Raw genomic sequence first — 19,214 nt, forward strand, 5'->3', positions numbered from 1 at the left:
CTTCTGGAGGAAAATAGTTGTTTATCATATTTGGTCTTATAGGACCGGGCGGCTAAATGTAAATACCCGTATTTTGAAAGATCATAGCAATGCTGACTCGTACATAGGAGGCTTTTACCTTCCACCATACGCATCGGTTGAGAGCATAGAGGACACCTAAAGAGATGTTCATGCTTACCAATCAGGCCAGCCTTCATCTCGTGTTTATTCCATTTGGACACAGAAAAGCACCCCGTTCATTCGTATTTGGTGAATGAAAAAAGGCACAGCCAAATAGACCCAACCCATTTTCGGAAAAATGGTTGAGTTTTCATGAACTGTACCTCACATTACCGCAAACGAATAAACTGAATAATCATATTATGTAGCGCTCCTCAAAAAAAATAGAAAGGGCTTTCGCCCTCTCTATTGTAACTTAGCCATAAGAAGTTGTCATGTGCTTACACCGATTTCAAAAACTCTACAATCGTCAGCAGACCCTTATCAAAATTATCCAAGTTAAAATGCTCGTTAGGCGCATGCAGGTTCTCATCTGGCAAGCCGAAGCCCATCAGCACGACTGGGGCAGTCAGCACACGGGAGAAGGTTTCCACGATTGGGATGGAGCCTCCATCTTTGGTAAAGAGGGCACGCACACCGTATACCTTCTCAAAAGCATCGGCTGCCGCTTGCAGAAACGCGTGTGACGGGTCGATGTTAAAGGCGTTTGCTTTTTCACCCTGTTGAATATCCAGAGTAGCTCCTGCCTGAACATGAGCGCGTAAATGGCGCTCGATTTTGTCCAGAATGTCTTGCGGATTCTGGTTAGCCACCAAGCGGCACGTGATTTTAGCATGAGCTTCTTTCGGAATGACCGTTTTCGTGCCTTCCCCTTGGAAGCCACCGTATACGCCGTTCAGCTCCAGTGTCGGACGCGCCCCAACACGCTCAACGAAGCTGAATCCTTCTTCGCCATAGAGGGAATCAAGTGCAAGATCTTGTTTCAGCTTGCTCTCATTGAAGCCTTGCTTCACGAATTCTTCTCTCATCTCTGCCGATAATGGAGCGACATCGTCGTAGAATCCTTCGACGCTAACGCGGCCTTTGTCGTCATGCAGGGTTGCCAGCAAGGACACCAGAGCATGCAGGGCATTCGGCACGCCGCCACCGAAAGAGCCGGAATGTAGATCTGTGTTCGCCGTGTGAATGGCGACTTCCAGTGAACATAGTCCACGCAAACCTGTGCAAATGGCAGGCTTCCCTTTTTCGATCAAGGAAGTGTCGGACACCAGTACAGCATCGGCAGCCAGACGTTCAGCTCCAGTTTGCAAAAACTCAAGCAAGTTCGGACTGGACACTTCTTCCTCGCCTTCAATGCAGAATTTGATGTTCAGCGGCAATTTGCCTTCCTGCTTCAAAATGGCCTCAACTGCCTTAATGTGCAAGAAAACCTGTCCTTTATCATCTGTCGCTCCGCGCGCATACAATTTTCCATCACGGATGGATGGCTCAAACGGCGGCGTTTCCCACAGGTGAAGCGGGTCTACGGGTTGTACATCATAGTGTCCATACACGAGGATCGTTGGTTTACCAGGTGCGTGCAAATGATCGGCATATACCAGCGGGTGCCCTTTGGTTGGAATGATTTCAACGTTTTCCAGACCGGCAGCAGTCAGTTTGGCAGCCAGCCAATCAGCTGCTTGGTTAATGTCCTTTTTGTGCTCCGATAATGCTGAGATACTCGGAATGGACAACCACTCCTGTAACTCGCCCAGTTGTTGCTCTCTGGCTTTTTCAAAATATTCGGAATAACTCATAAACTATGTATCCTCCTTTTTCAATGTAAATCGTGTGAATGTTGCGCTATCCTCCGAACCGAGGTTGTGGACGATATGTCTAGTTTACTACGTTTTGTGCTGAACGAAAAATAGGGAGATAAAAAAACGATTCTACCCGGGTCTGTTCAGACCTGAGCAGAATCGCCCTTAACCAAGCATATGGATGCACTTATGCGCGAATGTCCAGTTGCCCCCCGAGATGAGGCTGTACGCTTTTTTCCATCATCTGCACTAAAGCCTGTCCTTGTTCACCGGCCTGATCCTTAGCCATACTTAATACTTTCACACTTACGGCTTGAGCTAAGCTGGCCTGACTCATACCTGTTGATAATGCTGCGATATCCATGTTCCAACCCTCCTTCATTGTGAAGACTCTTTCTCTGTATTTATCGGTTGGAACGGTTATTTTGTTTCATCCAATTGGAATTGTGTCAGTAAATCTTGAAGCTGCTCTGCCAGACGGGTCAAATCTGCGGCAGACGAACCGATCTCTTCCATGGAGGCGAGTTGCTCCTCTGCGGCTGCGGACACGGTCTCCGTATGGGATGCCGCTTCTTCAGCGATGCGTGTAATTTCCTCCATGCTACTAACGACTGTACTCGTTCCATCTGCGACGCCAGCGGTAGAAGCTGCGACGTTATCGAGCTGCTTCGCTGATTTGGCTACCGCTCTACGGATGCGAGAGAAGGAGCGACCGGATAGGTCTATGGAATTGATACCATCATTTACGCGTTCCTTCGCTGATTCCATAGCAACCAGAGCTTCAGACACACCGTTCTGTATCCCTTGAATTTGTTCACGAATTTGTTGTGCGGAATGAGCTGAGTTTTCAGCCAGCTTGCGGACCTCTGTCGCCACGACAGCAAAACCTTTGCCATGCTCTCCTGCACGTGCTGCCTCAATGGAAGCATTCAATGCGAGCAGATTAGTCTGGCTGGCAATTTCCGTAATGACAGTGACGATCGTTCCGATTCGTCCAGATCGGTCACTCAAAGCACCGATAATCGTATCCAGTTCTTCCACGGTAGTACGAATGCCGTCAATGGAGACGACGCTGTTGCCGATATGCTCACTGCCTGCATCCGACGCCTGAATGGCCTGTGTGGAGTAAGTGGTCATTTCAGCCATAGTTTCAGTCATCGCGGTGATGTCTGTTGCCATGTCGCTAACCCGTGTCTGATTAGCTTTAGCGCTGCCCACTTGGCGTTCGCTGCCTGCGGCCACATCTTGAATGGCTATGGTCACATGCTCGATAGCCCGGGTCGTTTGTTCTGCACCTGCTGCAAGCTCCTGCGAGGATGCCGACAAATTGCCTGTCATCGCTTGAATTTCTTTAATCATGTTACGCAGGTTATCTACCATTTGTTGAAAATATCTTGATAATTCACCAATTTCATCTGTGCTGGTCGTAGCTACGTTAATCGAAAGATTACCTTGGCTGATGGCATCCATAGAATTACGTAATCTTTGGATGGGCTTAAGTATACTGCTGATTAGCCACATTGCGAGTACACCAATGATGATGGCTGCAATCACCAACACGATGATCGTCGTGATAAGAATCGGCTGGGCGGAGGCACTGGTTTCTGCTTTGTCCATCGTTCCGGCAATTTTCCAGCCCGTCAGCGCATTAGTTTTGAAAATCAGGTGTTTGTCTACGCCATTAAAATCGTAACTAAAGCTACCTTCCTCGGAGGCAAACAGTTGGGGTATCGTTTCCCCCATTTTGGTACTTCCGCTGACTTCTGTCGGGTGGGTTACGATACGTTTGGTACCATCCAATATCATAATAAAACCATTTTGTCCTATTTTTAACTTGGTGATTTCTTTTAAATTATTCAGGTTCAGGGAAAGACCAAGAACGCCGCTGTTGTCGGGAAGTGTGCGTGAAATATACACAACGGGGACCTTAGCCGTATTGAGTCCAACAGGGCTGATTACGGTTTGTCCGGGTTTCTCCATGGCCTGTTTGTACCACGGACGCTCACGAGGATCGTTTGTGGAGCCTACGGCTTTACCAATAATGAGTTTACCTTCGGGGGTTCCGACAAACATATCAACAGCTTCTGCATGCATTTTTAAATATACTTGTAATTTTTTCAGAATGGCATCATCTGCTTCAGCACTGTTATCACTAACCGTCATCGTTGTAGAGTAATATTCGAGATCAGCAATTTTGGCCTGAATCGTTTGAGTAACAGCACGATCAGATGCGGTAACGCTAGACGTTGCACTGTCCAGTAATTGGCGATCTGTCTGGTTGTACGCTGCCTGATAGGAGAAAGAGCCCACAATAATACTAGGAACAAGCATGACCAGTAGAAATGCTGCTGTCAATTTCTTGCGTAGTGTTAATGTTTTCAGTCGTTTCAGTTGTTTCATCAAACCCCTGCTTTCTATCTACATATTCATTTCTGATATTTATACCATATGTAATTACTATCGGTTATTTTGAGCTGAATTGATAGATTTATTACTAATTTGTCCAATACGCTAAAGAATTTCTTGCATAGCATGGAGTATCTTGCAATTTGGAGGGATAGGGTATGGGTTTTTTTCTGGATATGAGAAGCTCCACCAATTCATCAAAAACAGGTGAGGGTCCCGATATACAGCTGGGTCCTATACCGGAGCGGTTCGGTTTGATCACCCTGCGAACCTTTCTTGTACCGGGTCCGATTGTAACTTTTAGTGGTTCCATTGGTCTGATCGGTGAGCTTGGTGATACGTATGCGGTTGAAATCGTGCGTGGAGCCGACTATAATCCGAGCGAGGTAGTCTACCGCGCCGAGGGGGTACTGGGCGTGACTGGGGCTAATGAAACGCAAGCTTTTAATGCACAGGATCTGTCCGCTCCCTGGGCAATACAAACCGTATATTCTTCTTATATTTCTGGTGTATCGACCACTGTTCGTAATGGTCCAGAGGTGTTCACGGGCATCGCTTCGACTCCGTTTTTGTAAATATATCAGGTGAATATTTCTTTAGGAAATGCTCGCTGCCTGTTCGTGGTTCTCCTAAGATAGGCCGCTGCGCCCAAGCTATCTAGCCACGAGCATAGACAGACATCTGCTGCAGACTCGTGGCTATAATTCTCAACAACACCTAGAGCACAAATGACCTAGTTGTCGTAATTTCCTTTATGAGCGTGTTCTACAGAGTTGATTGTGCTTCTCGGATTCTATCTCTTTAGAATCTCTCGCAAATACACTGTCAATTCATCTGCTGCTTTGGCATGGGCGGAGAGCCCGGGATGGCTGCGAGATCCTATCGTTTCTTCCGTCGTGTTAGGGAGTTGGAATACCGACACATTCCGATCCCTCGTTCTTTTTTTGTATGCGTCTACCGCTCGGTAGATTGAGGGCATCATCGGAGTACCCAGCATCCCATAGGCCCACAAAATATGGGCAGCAGGATTGCAGGTCCGAAGCTTGACAAGAAAACGTTCGATAGCGCTTTCAAAATCTTGTAAATCCTCTTCATTGAATGTACCATCCTCGTTCAAGCGTTGCTTGTACACTTTCCCGCTTGCTGGGTCCGTCCATGCAGGAGAATAAAAGGCTCCCCCGTCATTAGTCCCCAAATTCACTACGACCACGTCCGGCTGCCATGAGGTAAAATCATGATCTGAAAATGCCCCTAATGCTTCATTTCTCTCACCGGTCAGCACACCACACACCTGCTCATAATACGCTGGTATGTTCGCGTGCGGATTATTATCCCAGCTTGTTAGGACACCCCATCCGCTTTGTGATAACACTCGGTAGTCCGCATTCAGTGCTTCGGCTGTTATGGCTGTATAATTGCGTAGTGCTGTGAACAGCATGGGAACCCAGTCTGTCTCCTCCTTCGCTCCAATCGTTCCTTCTCCCGAGGTAATGCTGTCACCGATGAATTCCACCTTGAGGGACTTATCAGTGACTGGCAGCAATTCCCCGTCAACCTTCAGGGCATGGATTTGCAACAAGCAGCGCGAGTCCGAACTCATAGGCTGGACATCCTTGACCACACGGACATTTTTGACCGTATCAGGGTTCAACCCTCTCAAAACACAGATCCAATGTCGTCCCGCGGTCACCATCAGGCGACTCATCGGAACACCATTGATGACAATACTGATCCAGGGTTCATGCACCTGGTAATCGGCCTCAATTTCAATCCACAGCTCTGAGCCTTTGATGTTCAATTCAATGCCACTGCCTGTCCAAAACAGAGTAAGAGGTGAACGTGTTTGCGTAGTTCGACCATGAACCTTTACATGCTTTGCTTTTGTAAGTGGGTATGTCTTCAATCTCTTGTTATGTGACATTTTAACACCTTCCTCATGATATCTAAATGAATGCTAGTTTCTGTAATATTGTAAAAGAAGTGACAGGGAATCTCAAATTCTATTTCTAAACAAGCAAGGGTCCAAGGCTTTATATGGATTATTTTTCTCGATCCCGGACTTTAGAACAACATATGATATCAAAAAGCACCAGCCCATTGAATTTTGCTGGTGCTTCTTTGATTTGCGGAGCAAAGATTCTTGCTAAGTGGATTTTTTCACAAATATTATTTTATCTATTAATTAGCTTTGCCAAACATGACGATATTAATCGCCTTGCCGAAGTCTATACCTATTTTGCCAGTTAACTCTGCTGTTTTTTGTGCTAACACGACTGCATTGACACCACAAGAGAACAGCGCAATATCAAAGTCATCTTTATGTGCTGCGATCCATTGGAGTGTTTCGGGCATTTGTTCATATTGATGAAATGCCAGCGTGTGGGCGATATGCAGCTTGTACGGATCGGCCTCAAGAACAGGCTTTACTTCAGCAGCCGCTCGGGTGACTAGCAGAATGCGTCGATTTTTCAGCATGTCCCAGAAAGCGGGTGTCTCAGCCAAATACCGATTCAGGCAGGCATGGCAAGTCAGCGCGGGGGAAAGAGCATAGTGAGCAAAAACCTGATCGGTCAGCTCCCGCTTCATATAGGATGGTGCTTTAATAGATTCGTCATCATATGGCAAAATGCCAGCAATGCTGGCTTTGCTCACTGCCTCAGCCACCGCGTCCCGTAGTTCCGTATTCGGTAGAAACAGTCCCTTTTGACCGAGATTGGCTTTGACCGCCCAACGTTCCTGCAATACCTTTTCCATCGGCCAGACGGTGTCCTGCGCCAACACCAAATTTTCACCATCCCCAATACGAATGAGCGAAAAGGACTGGTGCTGATCAAGTGCCAGCTTCAAACGTTTCAGTACCTCGTCAATCTCCAGATACTTTGGATTCGTCATATCATGTTACCTCCCTGTCGTTCCCTGCTTGTTCAACTTTTCAGATGGAGTAAAAAACTTTGTATTCTATCATATGTCGAAAGCGAAAAGGTTTTTGTATGAACGGCTATTCTTTTTGGATTCTACCTATTTTTACAAGATTCGTTGCATCTGTACGTGCCGTTTCAAAAGCGTCTTCATAACTTGAGAGAAGACGGTTGAAAGGGAGGAAGATCAATGAATCGCAAGATTGTAATTGAAATTAATTTTAATAACTATGGGATGAACCCCAACCGCCTGACACGTGAGTGGATCAGTGAGCGACTGGATATATTCAGAACCTTTACGCTGCGTAGTTTACTCAGTCAGACAAATACGGATTTCTTATCTGTCGTCAAGCTGGCGGGCGGATGCAGTGACATTGTGGAAGAGGAGCTGGCCAAGCATGAGCCCATTCCCGACTATATTCGTTTTGGTACGAGCATCGAAAGTAAACGTCGTATCAATGCGTATATCGAAGACGCGGACGAACTGCTCATTGCTCGAATTGATTCTGACGATTTGTATCACCAGTCATTTGTACAACAGTTGCATGATTACAAGTTTCAACCGGAGACGGTTGCGTTGGTGAACCAGATGGGTTACCTGTGGGATGCCGTTGAGGGGCAGATGGCACCGGTGTTTCACCGTTCGCCTTCTTTTTATGTGTTTCGCTATCAAGTGGAGGATTTTCTAAATGATTACCGTGTCGTCATACCTGGGAAGGGTACGCACGGATATGTAACGGAGCTGCCGCATGAGGTCATTCCGCTTCGCAACTATGTGAACGTCATTCATGCCGCCAATACTTCGGTGAAAAAAGTGCCAGAGAAGGATCGGCTGTCAGAGAATGAAATGAATGCTGTGCTGGCTGAATTTCTGGGAACAGGCATTGCCAATTCATAACGGTCAGGAGGAGATTATATTGTTCAAAGGAAAAAAACTGCTGGTGACCGGAGGAACAGGATCTTGGGGGCAACGCCTAACTGCTGAATTGCTAAAGGAGGGACCGACGGAAATTCGCATTTTCTCACGCGGTGAATTTGCACAGATTGCCATGCAGCGGCAATTTCAATCTGATCCGCGCCTGAATTTCATTATTGGAGATATTCGAGATCTTCAGGCATTGCAGGAGGCATGTCGCGGAGTGGACTATGTTTTCCATTTGGCGGCATTAAAGCATGTCCCCGTGTGTGAGAGACAGCCGGAAGAGGCTTTCAAGACGAACGTACACGGTACGGAAAATGTGATCCGGGCCAGTATTGAACAGGGAGTCGCCAAGGTAATTGATGTCTCTACAGACAAGGCGGTAGACCCGGTGAATGTATATGGCATGACGAAGGCGATAGGTGAAAGACTGATGATCCGCGCCAACACTTTAAGTGAGCGTACTCGCTTTGTGTGTATTCGTGGCGGCAACGTGTTGGGGACGAGTGGAAGTGTCGTGCCCCTGTTCAAGCGCCAGATCGCGGAAGGGCAGGATTTAACGCTGACGAGTCCAGATATGACACGCTTTTTCCTCACGCTCGGAGAGGCGATTGGCTTGCTGCTGAAGGCTTCTGTCACGGCGATTGGGGGAGAGACACTTGTGATGAAAATGAAGGGCTGCAATATTGCAGATCTGGCAGAAGTGATGAAAGAACAGGCGGGGCAGCCTGCGTTGAAAGTGAAGGAGATTGGTATACGTGGTGGAGAAAAGCTGCATGAGGTGCTGATTTCGCCCTATGAGGTGCCGCACACGTATCGCTATGATGATCGTTATTTTGTTATTCTTCCCCAGCAAGCAGACGAACGCTTACTGAGCCAATATGGTGGATTGGAACGAGTGAGCTTCGATCAATATCGCTCGGACGATGAGTTGATGAACCGCGCTGGAATTGCTGAGCTATTGAGAGGCATGGAGTAACGATGAAAGAGGTGGGTATTTTGCAGCTTATGGAGAAAATAACTAAAGGAACTGTAAAGGTTGCGGTCATCGGCCTCGGTTATGTAGGGCTGCCCATGGCAGTGGAAATGGCAAAGGCTGGTTATGATGTATATGGTGTGGATTCCGATCCCGTCAAAGTAGCCAAGCTCCTTCAAGGAAAGTCGTACATCATAGACATTGGCGATGATGCATTGGAAGGTCTGATCGGGCAGCAATTGCATCCGGTTACGGATATCAAGGTGCTGGAGCATGCGGATGTCGTTGTGATCTGCGTGCCTACGCCATTGACGGACGGACACCAGCCGGATACGTCCTATATTGAAACGGCTATTGATCAGGCCATACCTCATTTGCGTAGACAAACACTGTTGATTCTGGAAAGCACCACCTATCCGGGAACGACCGAGGAACTGATTCGGCCGGTGATAGAGCAGCGCAGGGGCTGGACAGTAGGTAAGGATTTTTATGTGTGCTTTTCACCGGAGCGTGTTGATCCGGGCAGCGTTCATTTTAACATTCGCAACACACCCAAGGTGATCGGCGGTTGCACACCGGATTGTCTGGCAGCGGGAGTAGGTTTTTATGGGTCCTTTTTGGACCAGATTGTACCAGTCAGCTCGACAACCGTGGCGGAAGCCGCCAAGCTGTTCGAGAATACATTCCGCAGCGTCAACATTGGAATGGTTAATGAGCTGACAGCCGCCTGTGAGAAAATTGGCATCAATATATGGGAGGTACTGGATGCGGCGGCAACCAAGCCATTCGGTTATATGCCTTTTTATCCGGGACCTGGGATCGGGGGGCACTGTATCCCGGTTGATCCGCTATACTTGTCATGGAAATCCGAGCAGCATGGTTTTCCACTGGAATTCGTGGACTTGGCAGATCGCATGAACCGGCGTATGCCGCTGTATATCGCGGAGCGAATTGAAGCCATGCTCGCTCAGAAAGGTAAAGCCATAAACAAAGCCAAAATTATTCTGGCAGGTGTGGCCTACAAAAAGGACATTGATGATGTTCGGGAATCCCCAGCTCTTGTCCTGTTTGAACATCTAATAAAACTGGGAGCTTCGGTGAGCTTCACCGACCCGTATGTATCGAGCTTTAAGCTGAACGGTGAAGCAATCTCCTCTCGAACAGCAAATGCCCAGTTATGGGAAAGTGCAGATATCGTAGTCATCACGACAGACCATTCTGTGGTGGATTACCAACAGCTGGTCGACCATGCCCCGCTGGTCTTTGATACACGTAATGCGACTGCACATTGTACAGGTGGACATGTCGTCATCTTGGGGCATCCCGGTGATGGGGGGGGCGCCGCTGTTGGCTAACCGTGATCAGGTAAATGAACGTTATTACGGGCAAATCAATTCGGAAGAGTCCCATGAAGCCACCCGCAATAGAATTCACTGGATTTGCCGCCATGTACAGGGCCATACTGTGCTGGATGTTGGGTGCAGTCAGGGCATAACGTCCATTTTGCTTGGGCGGGAAGGATTTAAGGTAACGGCCATTGATTTGGAAGAGGGCAGCATTTCTTATGCAAAAAAAGAACTTCGCCAGGAATCCGCACCCGTCCGGGGAAGAGTCTACTTTCAGTTAAAGGACATTTCACAATTTGAGCGTCCTCCCGGTGGATTTGACACCATTATTTTAGGGGAGATTTTGGAACATTTTGCGCATCCCGACACCCTGCTGGCTCATGCTTATCGCTTGTTGAATAAAAAGGGAACGCTCGTCTTGTCTGTACCTTATGGATACCATCCGTTTCATGATCACAAGCGGACTTACTATGCCGGGAGCCTCTCCCGTGTGTTGTATCCTTATTTTGATGCACAAGCGCTGGAGGTGCATCACAAATATTTGTGCTTTGCCGGTCGCAAGAAGTCGAAAGAACTGCGTGAGGCCAAACCAGGGGTAGAGCATCTGAATGAATGGATGAAACTGGACGAGGAGCAATTTCGACTGGTGGAGCAGCAGCATGTTCGCAAAATGAATCAGCGAAAGGCCGCACTCGACAAGGCGGTACAGCGAATCCGGCATATGGAGGAACAACTTTTGCCGTTGCACAGGTATGCACGTGTCGAACAGCTAGACAAGACGCAGGCTGAAAGGAGAGGGGCATATACTGATGGCGAGTCTACTGGAAAAACGACGGCAGAATCAGCCAAAGGTAAAGGGGATGACGTGAAGTCATGACTGAGCATCCAATGACTATCAGCTTGTGTATGATCGTAAAAAATGAGGAGCAGACACTGGCCCGCTGTCTGGATTCGGTCGCAGACCTGATGGAAGAAATCATCATTGTGGACACAGGATCGACGGATCAGACGAAGACGATAGCAGCCCGCTATACGGATCGGCTATATACGTTTGAATGGAGGGATGATTTTGCAGCCGCCCGTAATGAATCGTTTGACAAAGCGGCGTGTTCCTACATCATGTGGCTGGATGCGGACGATGTGCTGCTGGAGCCGGACCGTGAGCGCCTGCGTGCCTTGAAGCGGCGTTTGTCTATGGATATCGACGCAGTGGTAATGCCACTTCATTTGGCAGAGGGGGAGCAGGGTGAACTGTTGTTCACTTCACGCCGTATCCGTCTCGTGAAGCGTGAGCGACAATACCGCTGGGAAGGGCGTCTGCATGAGGATCTGGTGATACCTCAGGGGCAAATCGTGCATTCGGATGTGGCCGTAACTCACCGCCGAATGCAAGACCACACGCTCCGTAACCAACGTATTCTCACCCGGTGGATCAGCGAAAGCGGCAAGCTGGAGGGGCGTCTGCTGTATTTGCACGCCAATGAATGTTTTGACCGTAAAGAATATGCCGAGGCGGCAGAGGCGTTCAACCATCTATTGGAGGAGCCAAGCGGCTACCGTGAGGATCGGATTACCGCTTGTGCGCGGTCGGCGGAATGCTATCTTCACCTCGGGAAGCCGGAGCAACAGCTGGATAGTCTGTTACGCTCCTTTCGATACGGTGTACCGCAATCAGACTTGTGCTGCATGATCGGTGACTGGTTTTTCACACGAAACGAATGGACCACCGCCGCATACTGGTATGAAAAGGCATTGGAGCAACAGCATCATCTTCCGGGTATGCGACCTGTTCCACTACCATGCTACTCCTGGTTACCTCATGTGCGGCTTAGCTATTGCTATGCCCATGTAGGTCAGCTGGACGCTTCGTATGAGCATAACCAAACCGCTTTACGCTATTTACCCGACGACGCGCATTTACTGGATAATGCACGTAAGCTCAAGGAGGCTATTTCCAACTCCCCACCCTCAGCCCGTTCCTCAAAATAGTTCAAGCTGTTCCGGTCCGTTATCCTCTTTGGGTGGCTTGCGAAGGGGAAAAGGTTGAGGGTCCATGCCAAGCATGGTCATGAGCTGCTTGGCGTTAGCAGCGGCGTCTCCACCTGAATTGTTATTGAAAATAACACATACCTCACGGCTTTGCTGTTCCAGCTCCAGCAATCTGTCTCTCCATTCGGTCAATTCTTGTTCATTGTACCGATAGAGATAACGAACCTCCCGCCAATTAGGCGCGGAGCTTTGATTCCAGCCCGATATGTTCCGTCCGTGGAGACGTACGATTGTCAGATTGCCGTCTGTAGCCAACGGCACAATGGGAACCGACCCCGGTCCCGCCTGCGGCTCGTCGCATACGCTGTGTATCCAGCCTTCTTCACGCATGAATGCCAGCGTTTGTTTCCGAAAATCGGGTGTGAACCAGCTTTGATGTCTGAATTCAAGTACGGATGGGACCTCTCCCATCCTTTTTTTCGTGTCTCGCAGTACAGCGACATTCTCACGTGTACAGTCGAACCAGGGTGGGTACTGAAACAGCACGGCTTTGAGCTTGCCCGCTTCGCGAAGAGGTTGTATAGATGCATGCAGTGCTTCGTACATGGCATCTATTGTTTTGAAGTAAGGCTGCTTGCCGCGGGTATGTCCAGTCATGCCTTGATAGGCTTTGACGAGAAATGAAAAAGAGTCAGGGGTTTCCGCCGCCCAGCGTGCCATACGATCTGTGGGCTGCACCGCATAGAAAGAACTATCCATCTCTACTACCGGAAAATGGCTTCCATAGACGCTTAGTTTTTGGTTAGCTTTGGTGCCGGTTGGATACAAGTCATCATGATCGCCCCAACCCGTAAGTCCAATTTGAATCATAACTTCCCCGCTCCTTTCTCTTATGAATCCTTCTAAAGGCGTTCCCATGAATCATTTTAATGATAAAATGGGGTGAATCACATGAAGTTGGTATGAAGTTCCTATGAATATTTAAGCTCAAATGAATCCATTTCATAAATGATTAAACCATTTTGATCTATATGTACTCTTTATTAAAGCTACTGAAGGTATTATGAAATGGATTCAAATAACGATTATTGTAACATGTTTGTTGCTCAGGATTTTTTGTAAAACCCTTATTCGTAATGCTTTTGAGTTTCCAGTTTGAAAAAGCTAATATAGTATGTAATAGAGCGAAATGAGTTCATGGAGGAGAAACGATATGGCAGAATGGTACGAGCAAAGCTTTGGGGAAGATTATTTATTGGTATACAAGCATCGCGACTTTCAGGGAGCCTATCAGGAAGTGCAAAAAATGATCTCCTGGCTCAAATTACCGCAAGGCTCCAGCGTATTGGATTTATGCTGTGGGATGGGCCGTCATTCGCTTGCGCTCGCAGATGCAGGTTATAAGGTGACAGGTGTAGACCTTTCCAATGTGCTGCTGAGAGAGGCACGTGCAGCTGATTCCGAAGGGCGGGTAAGTTGGCATCAAGGGGATATGAGAGAGGTGCCGCTGGATGAAAGCTATGACGCGGTGATGAATTTGTTCACCTCCTTCGGTTATTTTGAAAAGGATGAGGAGCAGCTAAAAGTACTAAAGGAAATATATCGGCTGTTGAAGCCGGGAGGACGCTTTATCATAGATTATTTGAACCCTGCTTATGTAACCGCTCATTTGGTACCGCATTCGTCACGGGAGGATGAAGGGAACTGGATTGAGGAGCATCGGGTCATTGAAGATGGCTTTGTGAAAAAACAAATTGCGATTCGGTCAGCTGCATCCGTTGCGGGCACTGAGATAGCCTCTGCTCTGGGCACGACTCCTACTGAGGGAGAACCTGCGCGCGTGTATCATGAACGAGTGAAGCTATATCCATATGAAAAGTTTCGTGGATTGCTAGAGCAAGCCGGACTATCTGTAGAGCAGGTACATGGAAGCTATAATGAAGATCAATATATTGAAGATGCTTCGCCTCGAATGATTTTTGTCGGCGTGCGGGCATAAAACAGAAAGGCGGATGGAAGCCATGAAATTGCCAGAGCTTACACCATGTGAGCGAATAGACGGAGGCTTTCAGGTCAAAATATCCATGTCCTTTCCGCTGCGCTGGGTGAATAGCTATGTGCTCAAGGGACAGCACGGTTTTACGATTGTAGACCCGGGGCCGCGCAATATGGACACTGAGGCAGAATGGGCGCATGTCTTCCAACAGCTGGGGATGTCCTTTGGGGATATCTCTGACATTGTGGTAACTCATCATCACCCCGATCATTACGGATTGGCGGGCTGGATGCAGCAGCAAAGTCAGGCTCGTGTACATATGTCAGCTCGAAGCCATAAGGAAGCGATGATGATGTGGGACGCTCCAGAATCGACGGTCGCTATGGAGAACAGGCTTCCCAGCTTTTTTGTCCAGCATGGCTTTCCTTTGGAGCAAGTGTCGGCCTTGGAATTACATATGCGGCAGGCATATTTGCAAGTGAATCCACAGCCTGAGATTACCGTTATTCCTACCGGAATGGACGCTCGTCTGGAATGGGGTGAACGCAGTTGGCTCCCCGTCGAGACAGGAGGACATGCGCCTGGACATGTGTCCTTATATGACCCGAATAGCGGCGTTATCCTCTGCGGTGACGCAGTTTTGCCGCAGATTTCTCCTAATATCAGTCTGCTGCCGGGCAGTGATGCCCAGCCGTTGAAGTCTTATGTAGACGGCTTGCAGCGTCTAGGCGAGCTGGAGGTAGCGTGGGCATATCCGGGGCACCGCAATCCGTTTGGTTATTTTCGGGAGCGGACGCAAGCGTTGCTGGCGCATCATGAAGAACGGCTGGAGAAATTCCAGCAGCTGATCCAACCGGAGGGCAGCACAGCCTATGAGCTGTGCATGGCCATGTTCGGTGGCAAGCTGGGTATTCACCAGCTAAGGTTTGCCATGTCCGAGACGCTGGGTCATCTGGTGGAACTGGTGCGCCGTGAACGGGCCTCTATGAGCGAGACGGACTCAACCACGCGCTTCTATCCCCTTTGCCGTCAATAGCCGCGGAAAGTTAACCAACAAAGTGACATGACAAGAGCAACATGACAAGCGGCATGCATGCCGGAAAAGAGGATTTTATGAATTTGCTGCTGGGAGCTACCGGACGCGTAGGACGGTACATATTAGATTATGCATTAGCGGACGGCCATGCCGTTACGATCCTTGTTCGTTCACCGGACAAGCTGGAGGATTACGCACCCGGATACGGGAATCAGCTGCAAATCGTACAAGGCGATGCCACTAATGCAGAGGACGTAGCACAAGCGCTGAAGGGTGGGGCGACGACTGTGATCAGTGCGCTGAATACGGATGGAACGACTACCTTATCCGCTAATATAGCCCTGCTGATCCGGCTCATGCAGGAGCAGTCCATTTCCCGGCTCATTACGGTAGGAACGGCAGGGATTTTACAAAGCCGGACCGAACCGGACCTGTATCGGTACGAGTCCTCCGAGACCCGGCGACGCAGCACTCGTGCGGCCGAGGAACATCGGCGAGTGTACGAATTGCTGCGTGAATCAGCACTAGACTGGACAATCGTATGTCCAACCTATTTGCCAGATGGAGAGCGGACAGGGATTTATCGTGTGGAAAAAGATTTTTTGCCTGAAGGTGGCTCACAAATTACCACCGCGGATACGGCTGATTTTACCTATCGTCAATGCAAGAGTTACGAATTTGTCCGTACACGAGTAGGCATTGCCTACTAATCATGGAACGCCAAACATAGCTTCATTTTTAAGTATTTAACCAGAGCGCGGTAAGTGTACCTACTCATTGCGTTCTTTTTTTAATTTGACAAACACTCAGGCTTAGAATACTATGGTTCTTAACGGAAACACTGTTTCCTAAAATCTTGTGTAGCTCTTTAATTTATTATAGTAGCATCAAGCAACAGTTTTTAATAAGCAAAAGGAAGTGTATTGAATCATGTCCGAGCCATCGCATCCCTATAAAACCTATTCGGAAGTGAAACTACAGCAGCAGCAATTGTTACGTAAAAATGTCATCGATGCGGCATGCATCCTTCTTGCGGAAGAAGGGCCAGAGGCCGTGACCGTGCGGCGAGTTGCGCAGAAATTAAGCTGTTCTACCAAGATCATTTACAGTATTTTTGGCAGTAAGGACGGTCTTGCCAATGAGATGTACCTGGATGGATGTCGGCTATTGGCTGAATCCTTCCAGCAAGTACCTGTTACCGAAAGCGTACTCGCTGATCTTGAAGCTCTATGCTGGGCGTACTGGGAATTTGCGCAGCTTCATTCAGCTTATTACAAAATGATGTTTGGCGGTGCATTATCTGATTTCAAGCCGGATGAACAGAGCTTGGAGGGTACCACAACGGCATTGTCACGAATTCTGCACACCGTCACACATGCTATGGAGATAGGGGCACTGAAAGAGGAAGATCCGCTGTTGGTTGTCCGAATGCTGTGGTCTGCTTTACATGGAGTCATACATCTTCAGTTTGCAGGTCATTTTTCAGATGTAGATATGGCTCAAGGAGTGTATACATTTACACTGAAGAATACGCTCGTAGCATTTAAAACATCCTCATCCCCATCGTAAATATGAAGTGTACTGAGGTCGTCATAGTAGATGACTTCAGTTCATTATAGAGTATTGGTAACAATGTTTCTAAAATAAAACTATGATACTATGGAGGTTATCATCATGTTTATGTACGCAAACAAAACAGCTCTGATCACAGGGGCTTCATCAGGGATTGGCGAGGCCTTTGCCTATTCGCTCGCAGCTAAGAAATGTAATCTCATTTTGGTTGCACGCAATGAAACCAAATTAGAGACGCTGGCTAAAGAACTCTCAGCTAACTATAACGTAAAAGCAACGGTGATTGCGATGGATCTTTCCACACCAGGAGCACCACAAGCATTGCATCAGGAGGTTCAAAAGCAACAGCTAAAGGTAGATCTCTTGATTAACAACGCCGGTTTTGCCACCTATGGATACTTTGAGCAGGTTTCAGGAGAACGACAGCATGAGGAAGTGATGCTCAATGTGGCTGCTTTAGTCGACATCACACATGCATTTATGCCTGATTTATTGCGTAAGCGGGATGGTGGATTAATCAATGTTTCTTCCACAGCTGCATTTCAGCCTGATCCTTATATGGCGGTGTATGGAGCAACCAAAGCATTTGTGCTTTCTTTTACTGAAGCGCTATGGGCCGAAAATCGGAAACGGGGGCTTAAAGTTCTGGCCCTTTGTCCAGGCTCAACAGAAACGCCTTTTTTTGATATTGTTGGCGCAAGTGAAGCGTCAGTTGGAATTAGGGAAACTCCCCAAACCGTTGTGAAGAACGCGTTGAGAGCATTTGAAAAGGGGCGTAGTCACATCATTTCCGGTCGCCAAAACTATTGGGTAGCTCAGGTGTCCCGGTTATTCTCTCGTCAATCCACGCTGGGAATTGTAGAACGTGCACTGCGTCCAAAAAATGGATTGTAATTTATGAATGAAGGTAATCTGGGCTTGAAATGTCAGGATTGCTAATCAATATGTTGTGAGTTTTATGCACCGGGTCTGATCGTTTCTAACTCGACTTGAATCAGACCCGGCGTTCCTATTTGTATAGATCAAGCACTTAGACCCTATTCAAGCCCTCGGGAATATAGTAAAATTCCATCCCGTTTCTCCCAGCCGTTAGCTGACCAGAAGCGTTGACCCCCTGCGTTATGCTCCATTACAAACAGATGACATTTATCAATGCCTTCTCTCAGCAAAGCAGATAACGCCTTATCCACCAGTCTGGGCGCGATCCCTTGACCACGATGTGCTGTGGCTACACCCAGATGATACAAAAACCCCCTGCGAGAATCGTGACCCGCTAAAATCGTGCCTATAATGTTTCCGTTGTACTCACAGACAAAGCTAAGTCCTTCGTTCCGTTGTAAAAAGCGTGCAATCCGCTCCGGTGAGTCGGCCTCGCTTAATCCTAATCCGTCTAAGCCATTCCAAAGCTCAATGGCCTGATCATAATCGTCAGCCTGCATCGTACGGAATGTATATCCTTCAGTTACGTTTGCCATGTCTAGTTCTCCTCTAAGCTTGTCTATATCTGTTATATTCCAACTTGTTGTTTATAATTTAGGGTGTTGTTGTTTTTTTAACGGGTTGTATTCGGTGCACTTTCTTCCCCAAGTTCCTGCTCGCGCTCTGCCTGTTTGCGATGGGCGATACGGCTGCTGGCCGAAGCTGCGATAGCGCCCACGATGTCGTCCAGGAACGTATGGATCGGCCCGAGGCTTTTATCATTCAGGCGTTCCAGCACACCGGGTTTGAGTTTATCAACATAACCGTAATTGGTAAATCCAATGCTACCATACACATTTACGATGGAGAAGGCCAGAATCTCATCCACCCCGTATAATCCCTCATCATTCTCAATCATGTCCTGCAATGGGGGAAGAAGAGCGCCCTGTTCGGCAAGGATATCCAGTTGGATGCCCGTGAGCACTGCATTTTGAACCTCGCGCTTCATCAGCACCTTGTCCACATTCTCAATACATTCTTCCATCGTTAGGGTCGGGTAATATTTTTTTTGTAAAAGCATGACCAGTTCTGCGATTTCAGTCAGGTGTACACCACGCTTGTGCAGCAACTCGCGGGTGGCATCGGCTACCTTTTTACTATTCAAGCTGTATGGTGCTTTTTTCTTGTCCATAAAGTTGAAATTCCCCTCCTCGTATAGATCCTGATTTCTACTGCAATTATGATCAGTGTGTCCAGTCTGCTGAAAAAGTAGTTATTTTTTACGTGAGGCTCGTATACATATTAGTACAATCTGTACAAAATTGTTAGGGAGGAACTT

19 protein-coding genes and 1 pseudogene are annotated in these 19,214 nt (G+C 47.9%); 11 read left to right on the forward strand and 9 right to left on the reverse strand.

Translation table 11 applies throughout. The annotated features are described in order from the left end of the window. Positions 1-65: 65 nt before the first annotated feature. The 4 genes and pseudogenes from ACUYLD_RS24045 to ACUYLD_RS24060 all read right to left on the reverse strand — a co-directional run. Positions 66-197: pseudogene (locus ACUYLD_RS24045) on the reverse strand (putative RNA methyltransferase); the annotation flags it as partial. A gap of 243 nt (positions 198-440) precedes the next feature. After that, complete coding sequence (locus ACUYLD_RS24050; RefSeq protein WP_446676148.1) at positions 441-1,796, reverse strand: dipeptidase; 1,356 nt, start codon at positions 1,794-1,796, stop codon at positions 441-443. A 190-nt stretch (positions 1,797-1,986) separates the two neighbouring features. Further along, positions 1,987-2,163, reverse strand: coding sequence for a YjfB family protein (locus ACUYLD_RS24055; protein ID WP_235308518.1), 177 nt, complete (start codon positions 2,161-2,163; stop codon positions 1,987-1,989). A gap of 56 nt (positions 2,164-2,219) precedes the next feature. Next, the gene (locus ACUYLD_RS24060; RefSeq protein ID WP_069290263.1) at positions 2,220-4,199 is read right to left on the reverse strand and encodes a methyl-accepting chemotaxis protein; all 1,980 of its coding nucleotides are present in this window, start codon (positions 4,197-4,199) and stop codon (positions 2,220-2,222) included. A 164-nt stretch (positions 4,200-4,363) separates the two neighbouring features. On the opposite strand from ACUYLD_RS24060, the gene ACUYLD_RS24065 reads away from it, so the two are divergent. Next, a complete protein-coding gene (locus ACUYLD_RS24065) occupies positions 4,364-4,780 on the forward strand; it encodes a hypothetical protein (RefSeq protein WP_446676149.1) in 417 nt (138 codons plus the stop codon). 218 nt (positions 4,781-4,998) lie between these two features. Here the strand turns inward: ACUYLD_RS24065 and ACUYLD_RS24070 are convergent, their stop codons facing one another. Next, positions 4,999-6,126: a GDSL-type esterase/lipase family protein gene (locus tag ACUYLD_RS24070; protein WP_446676150.1), complete on the reverse strand. Its 1,128-nt coding sequence runs from the start codon at positions 6,124-6,126 to the stop codon at positions 4,999-5,001. A gap of 257 nt (positions 6,127-6,383) precedes the next feature. Continuing rightward, entirely contained in the window at positions 6,384-7,097 is a 714-nt protein-coding gene (locus ACUYLD_RS24075) for a GT-D fold domain-containing glycosyltransferase (RefSeq protein WP_250266550.1), read from the reverse strand. Positions 7,098-7,313: 216 nt separating this feature from the next. On the opposite strand from ACUYLD_RS24075, the gene ACUYLD_RS24080 reads away from it, so the two are divergent. The 5 genes from ACUYLD_RS24080 to ACUYLD_RS24100 are packed head-to-tail and all read left to right on the forward strand — an operon-like array spanning position 7,314 to position 12,353. Beyond that, entirely contained in the window at positions 7,314-8,021 is a 708-nt protein-coding gene (locus ACUYLD_RS24080; protein WP_254329170.1) for a glycosyltransferase, read from the forward strand. 19 nt (positions 8,022-8,040) lie between these two features. Beyond that, on the forward strand, positions 8,041-9,021 hold the full coding sequence (locus tag ACUYLD_RS24085) for a polysaccharide biosynthesis protein (protein ID WP_235309846.1): 981 nt from the start codon (positions 8,041-8,043) through the stop codon (positions 9,019-9,021). A 2-nt stretch (positions 9,022-9,023) separates the two neighbouring features. Then, positions 9,024-10,373, forward strand: coding sequence for a nucleotide sugar dehydrogenase (locus tag ACUYLD_RS24090; RefSeq protein WP_254350220.1), 1,350 nt, complete (start codon positions 9,024-9,026; stop codon positions 10,371-10,373). Further along, positions 10,366-11,241, forward strand: a complete 876-nt coding sequence (locus ACUYLD_RS24095; protein WP_446676151.1) for a class I SAM-dependent methyltransferase — start codon at positions 10,366-10,368, stop codon at positions 11,239-11,241. The genes ACUYLD_RS24090 and ACUYLD_RS24095 overlap by 8 nt, the downstream gene beginning before the upstream one ends. After that, entirely contained in the window at positions 11,238-12,353 is a 1,116-nt protein-coding gene (locus ACUYLD_RS24100) for a tetratricopeptide repeat-containing glycosyltransferase family 2 protein (protein WP_446676152.1), read from the forward strand. The genes ACUYLD_RS24095 and ACUYLD_RS24100 overlap by 4 nt, the downstream gene beginning before the upstream one ends. On the opposite strand, the gene ACUYLD_RS24105 is transcribed toward ACUYLD_RS24100, so the two are convergent. After that, positions 12,345-13,223, reverse strand: coding sequence for a DUF72 domain-containing protein (locus tag ACUYLD_RS24105; RefSeq protein ID WP_446676153.1), 879 nt, complete (start codon positions 13,221-13,223; stop codon positions 12,345-12,347). The two genes, ACUYLD_RS24100 and ACUYLD_RS24105, sit on opposite strands and share 9 nt — an antisense overlap. 343 nt (positions 13,224-13,566) lie before the next feature. On the opposite strand from ACUYLD_RS24105, the gene ACUYLD_RS24110 reads away from it, so the two are divergent. From ACUYLD_RS24110 to ACUYLD_RS24130, 5 genes are all read left to right on the forward strand, one after another. Beyond that, positions 13,567-14,352 carry a class I SAM-dependent methyltransferase gene (locus ACUYLD_RS24110; protein WP_322160223.1) on the forward strand — a complete coding sequence of 262 codons (786 nt, stop codon included), beginning with the start codon at positions 13,567-13,569 and terminating at the stop codon, positions 14,350-14,352. A 22-nt stretch (positions 14,353-14,374) separates the two neighbouring features. Further along, complete coding sequence (locus tag ACUYLD_RS24115) at positions 14,375-15,385, forward strand: MBL fold metallo-hydrolase (RefSeq protein WP_446676154.1); 1,011 nt, start codon at positions 14,375-14,377, stop codon at positions 15,383-15,385. Between the two features lie 77 nt (positions 15,386-15,462). Beyond that, entirely contained in the window at positions 15,463-16,095 is a 633-nt protein-coding gene (locus tag ACUYLD_RS24120) for an NAD(P)-dependent oxidoreductase (RefSeq protein ID WP_446676155.1), read from the forward strand. 220 nt (positions 16,096-16,315) lie between these two features. Further along, positions 16,316-16,954, forward strand: a complete 639-nt coding sequence (locus tag ACUYLD_RS24125) for a TetR/AcrR family transcriptional regulator (RefSeq protein WP_061828860.1) — start codon at positions 16,316-16,318, stop codon at positions 16,952-16,954. Positions 16,955-17,059: 105 nt separating this feature from the next. Further along, positions 17,060-17,851 (forward strand): SDR family NAD(P)-dependent oxidoreductase, encoded by a 792-nt coding sequence (locus ACUYLD_RS24130; RefSeq protein ID WP_446676156.1) that lies wholly within the window; start codon positions 17,060-17,062, stop codon positions 17,849-17,851. A gap of 143 nt (positions 17,852-17,994) precedes the next feature. Here ACUYLD_RS24130 and ACUYLD_RS24135 read toward each other — a convergent pair whose 3' ends face one another. Then, a complete protein-coding gene (locus ACUYLD_RS24135; RefSeq protein ID WP_250260547.1) occupies positions 17,995-18,432 on the reverse strand; it encodes a GNAT family N-acetyltransferase in 438 nt (145 codons plus the stop codon). Positions 18,433-18,509: 77 nt separating this feature from the next. Then, on the reverse strand, positions 18,510-19,067 hold the full coding sequence (locus ACUYLD_RS24140; protein ID WP_039272599.1) for a phosphatidylglycerophosphatase A family protein: 558 nt from the start codon (positions 19,065-19,067) through the stop codon (positions 18,510-18,512). Positions 19,068-19,214: the final 147 nt, after the last annotated feature.

Source organism: Paenibacillus sp. SER-28 (genome assembly GCF_052906305.1).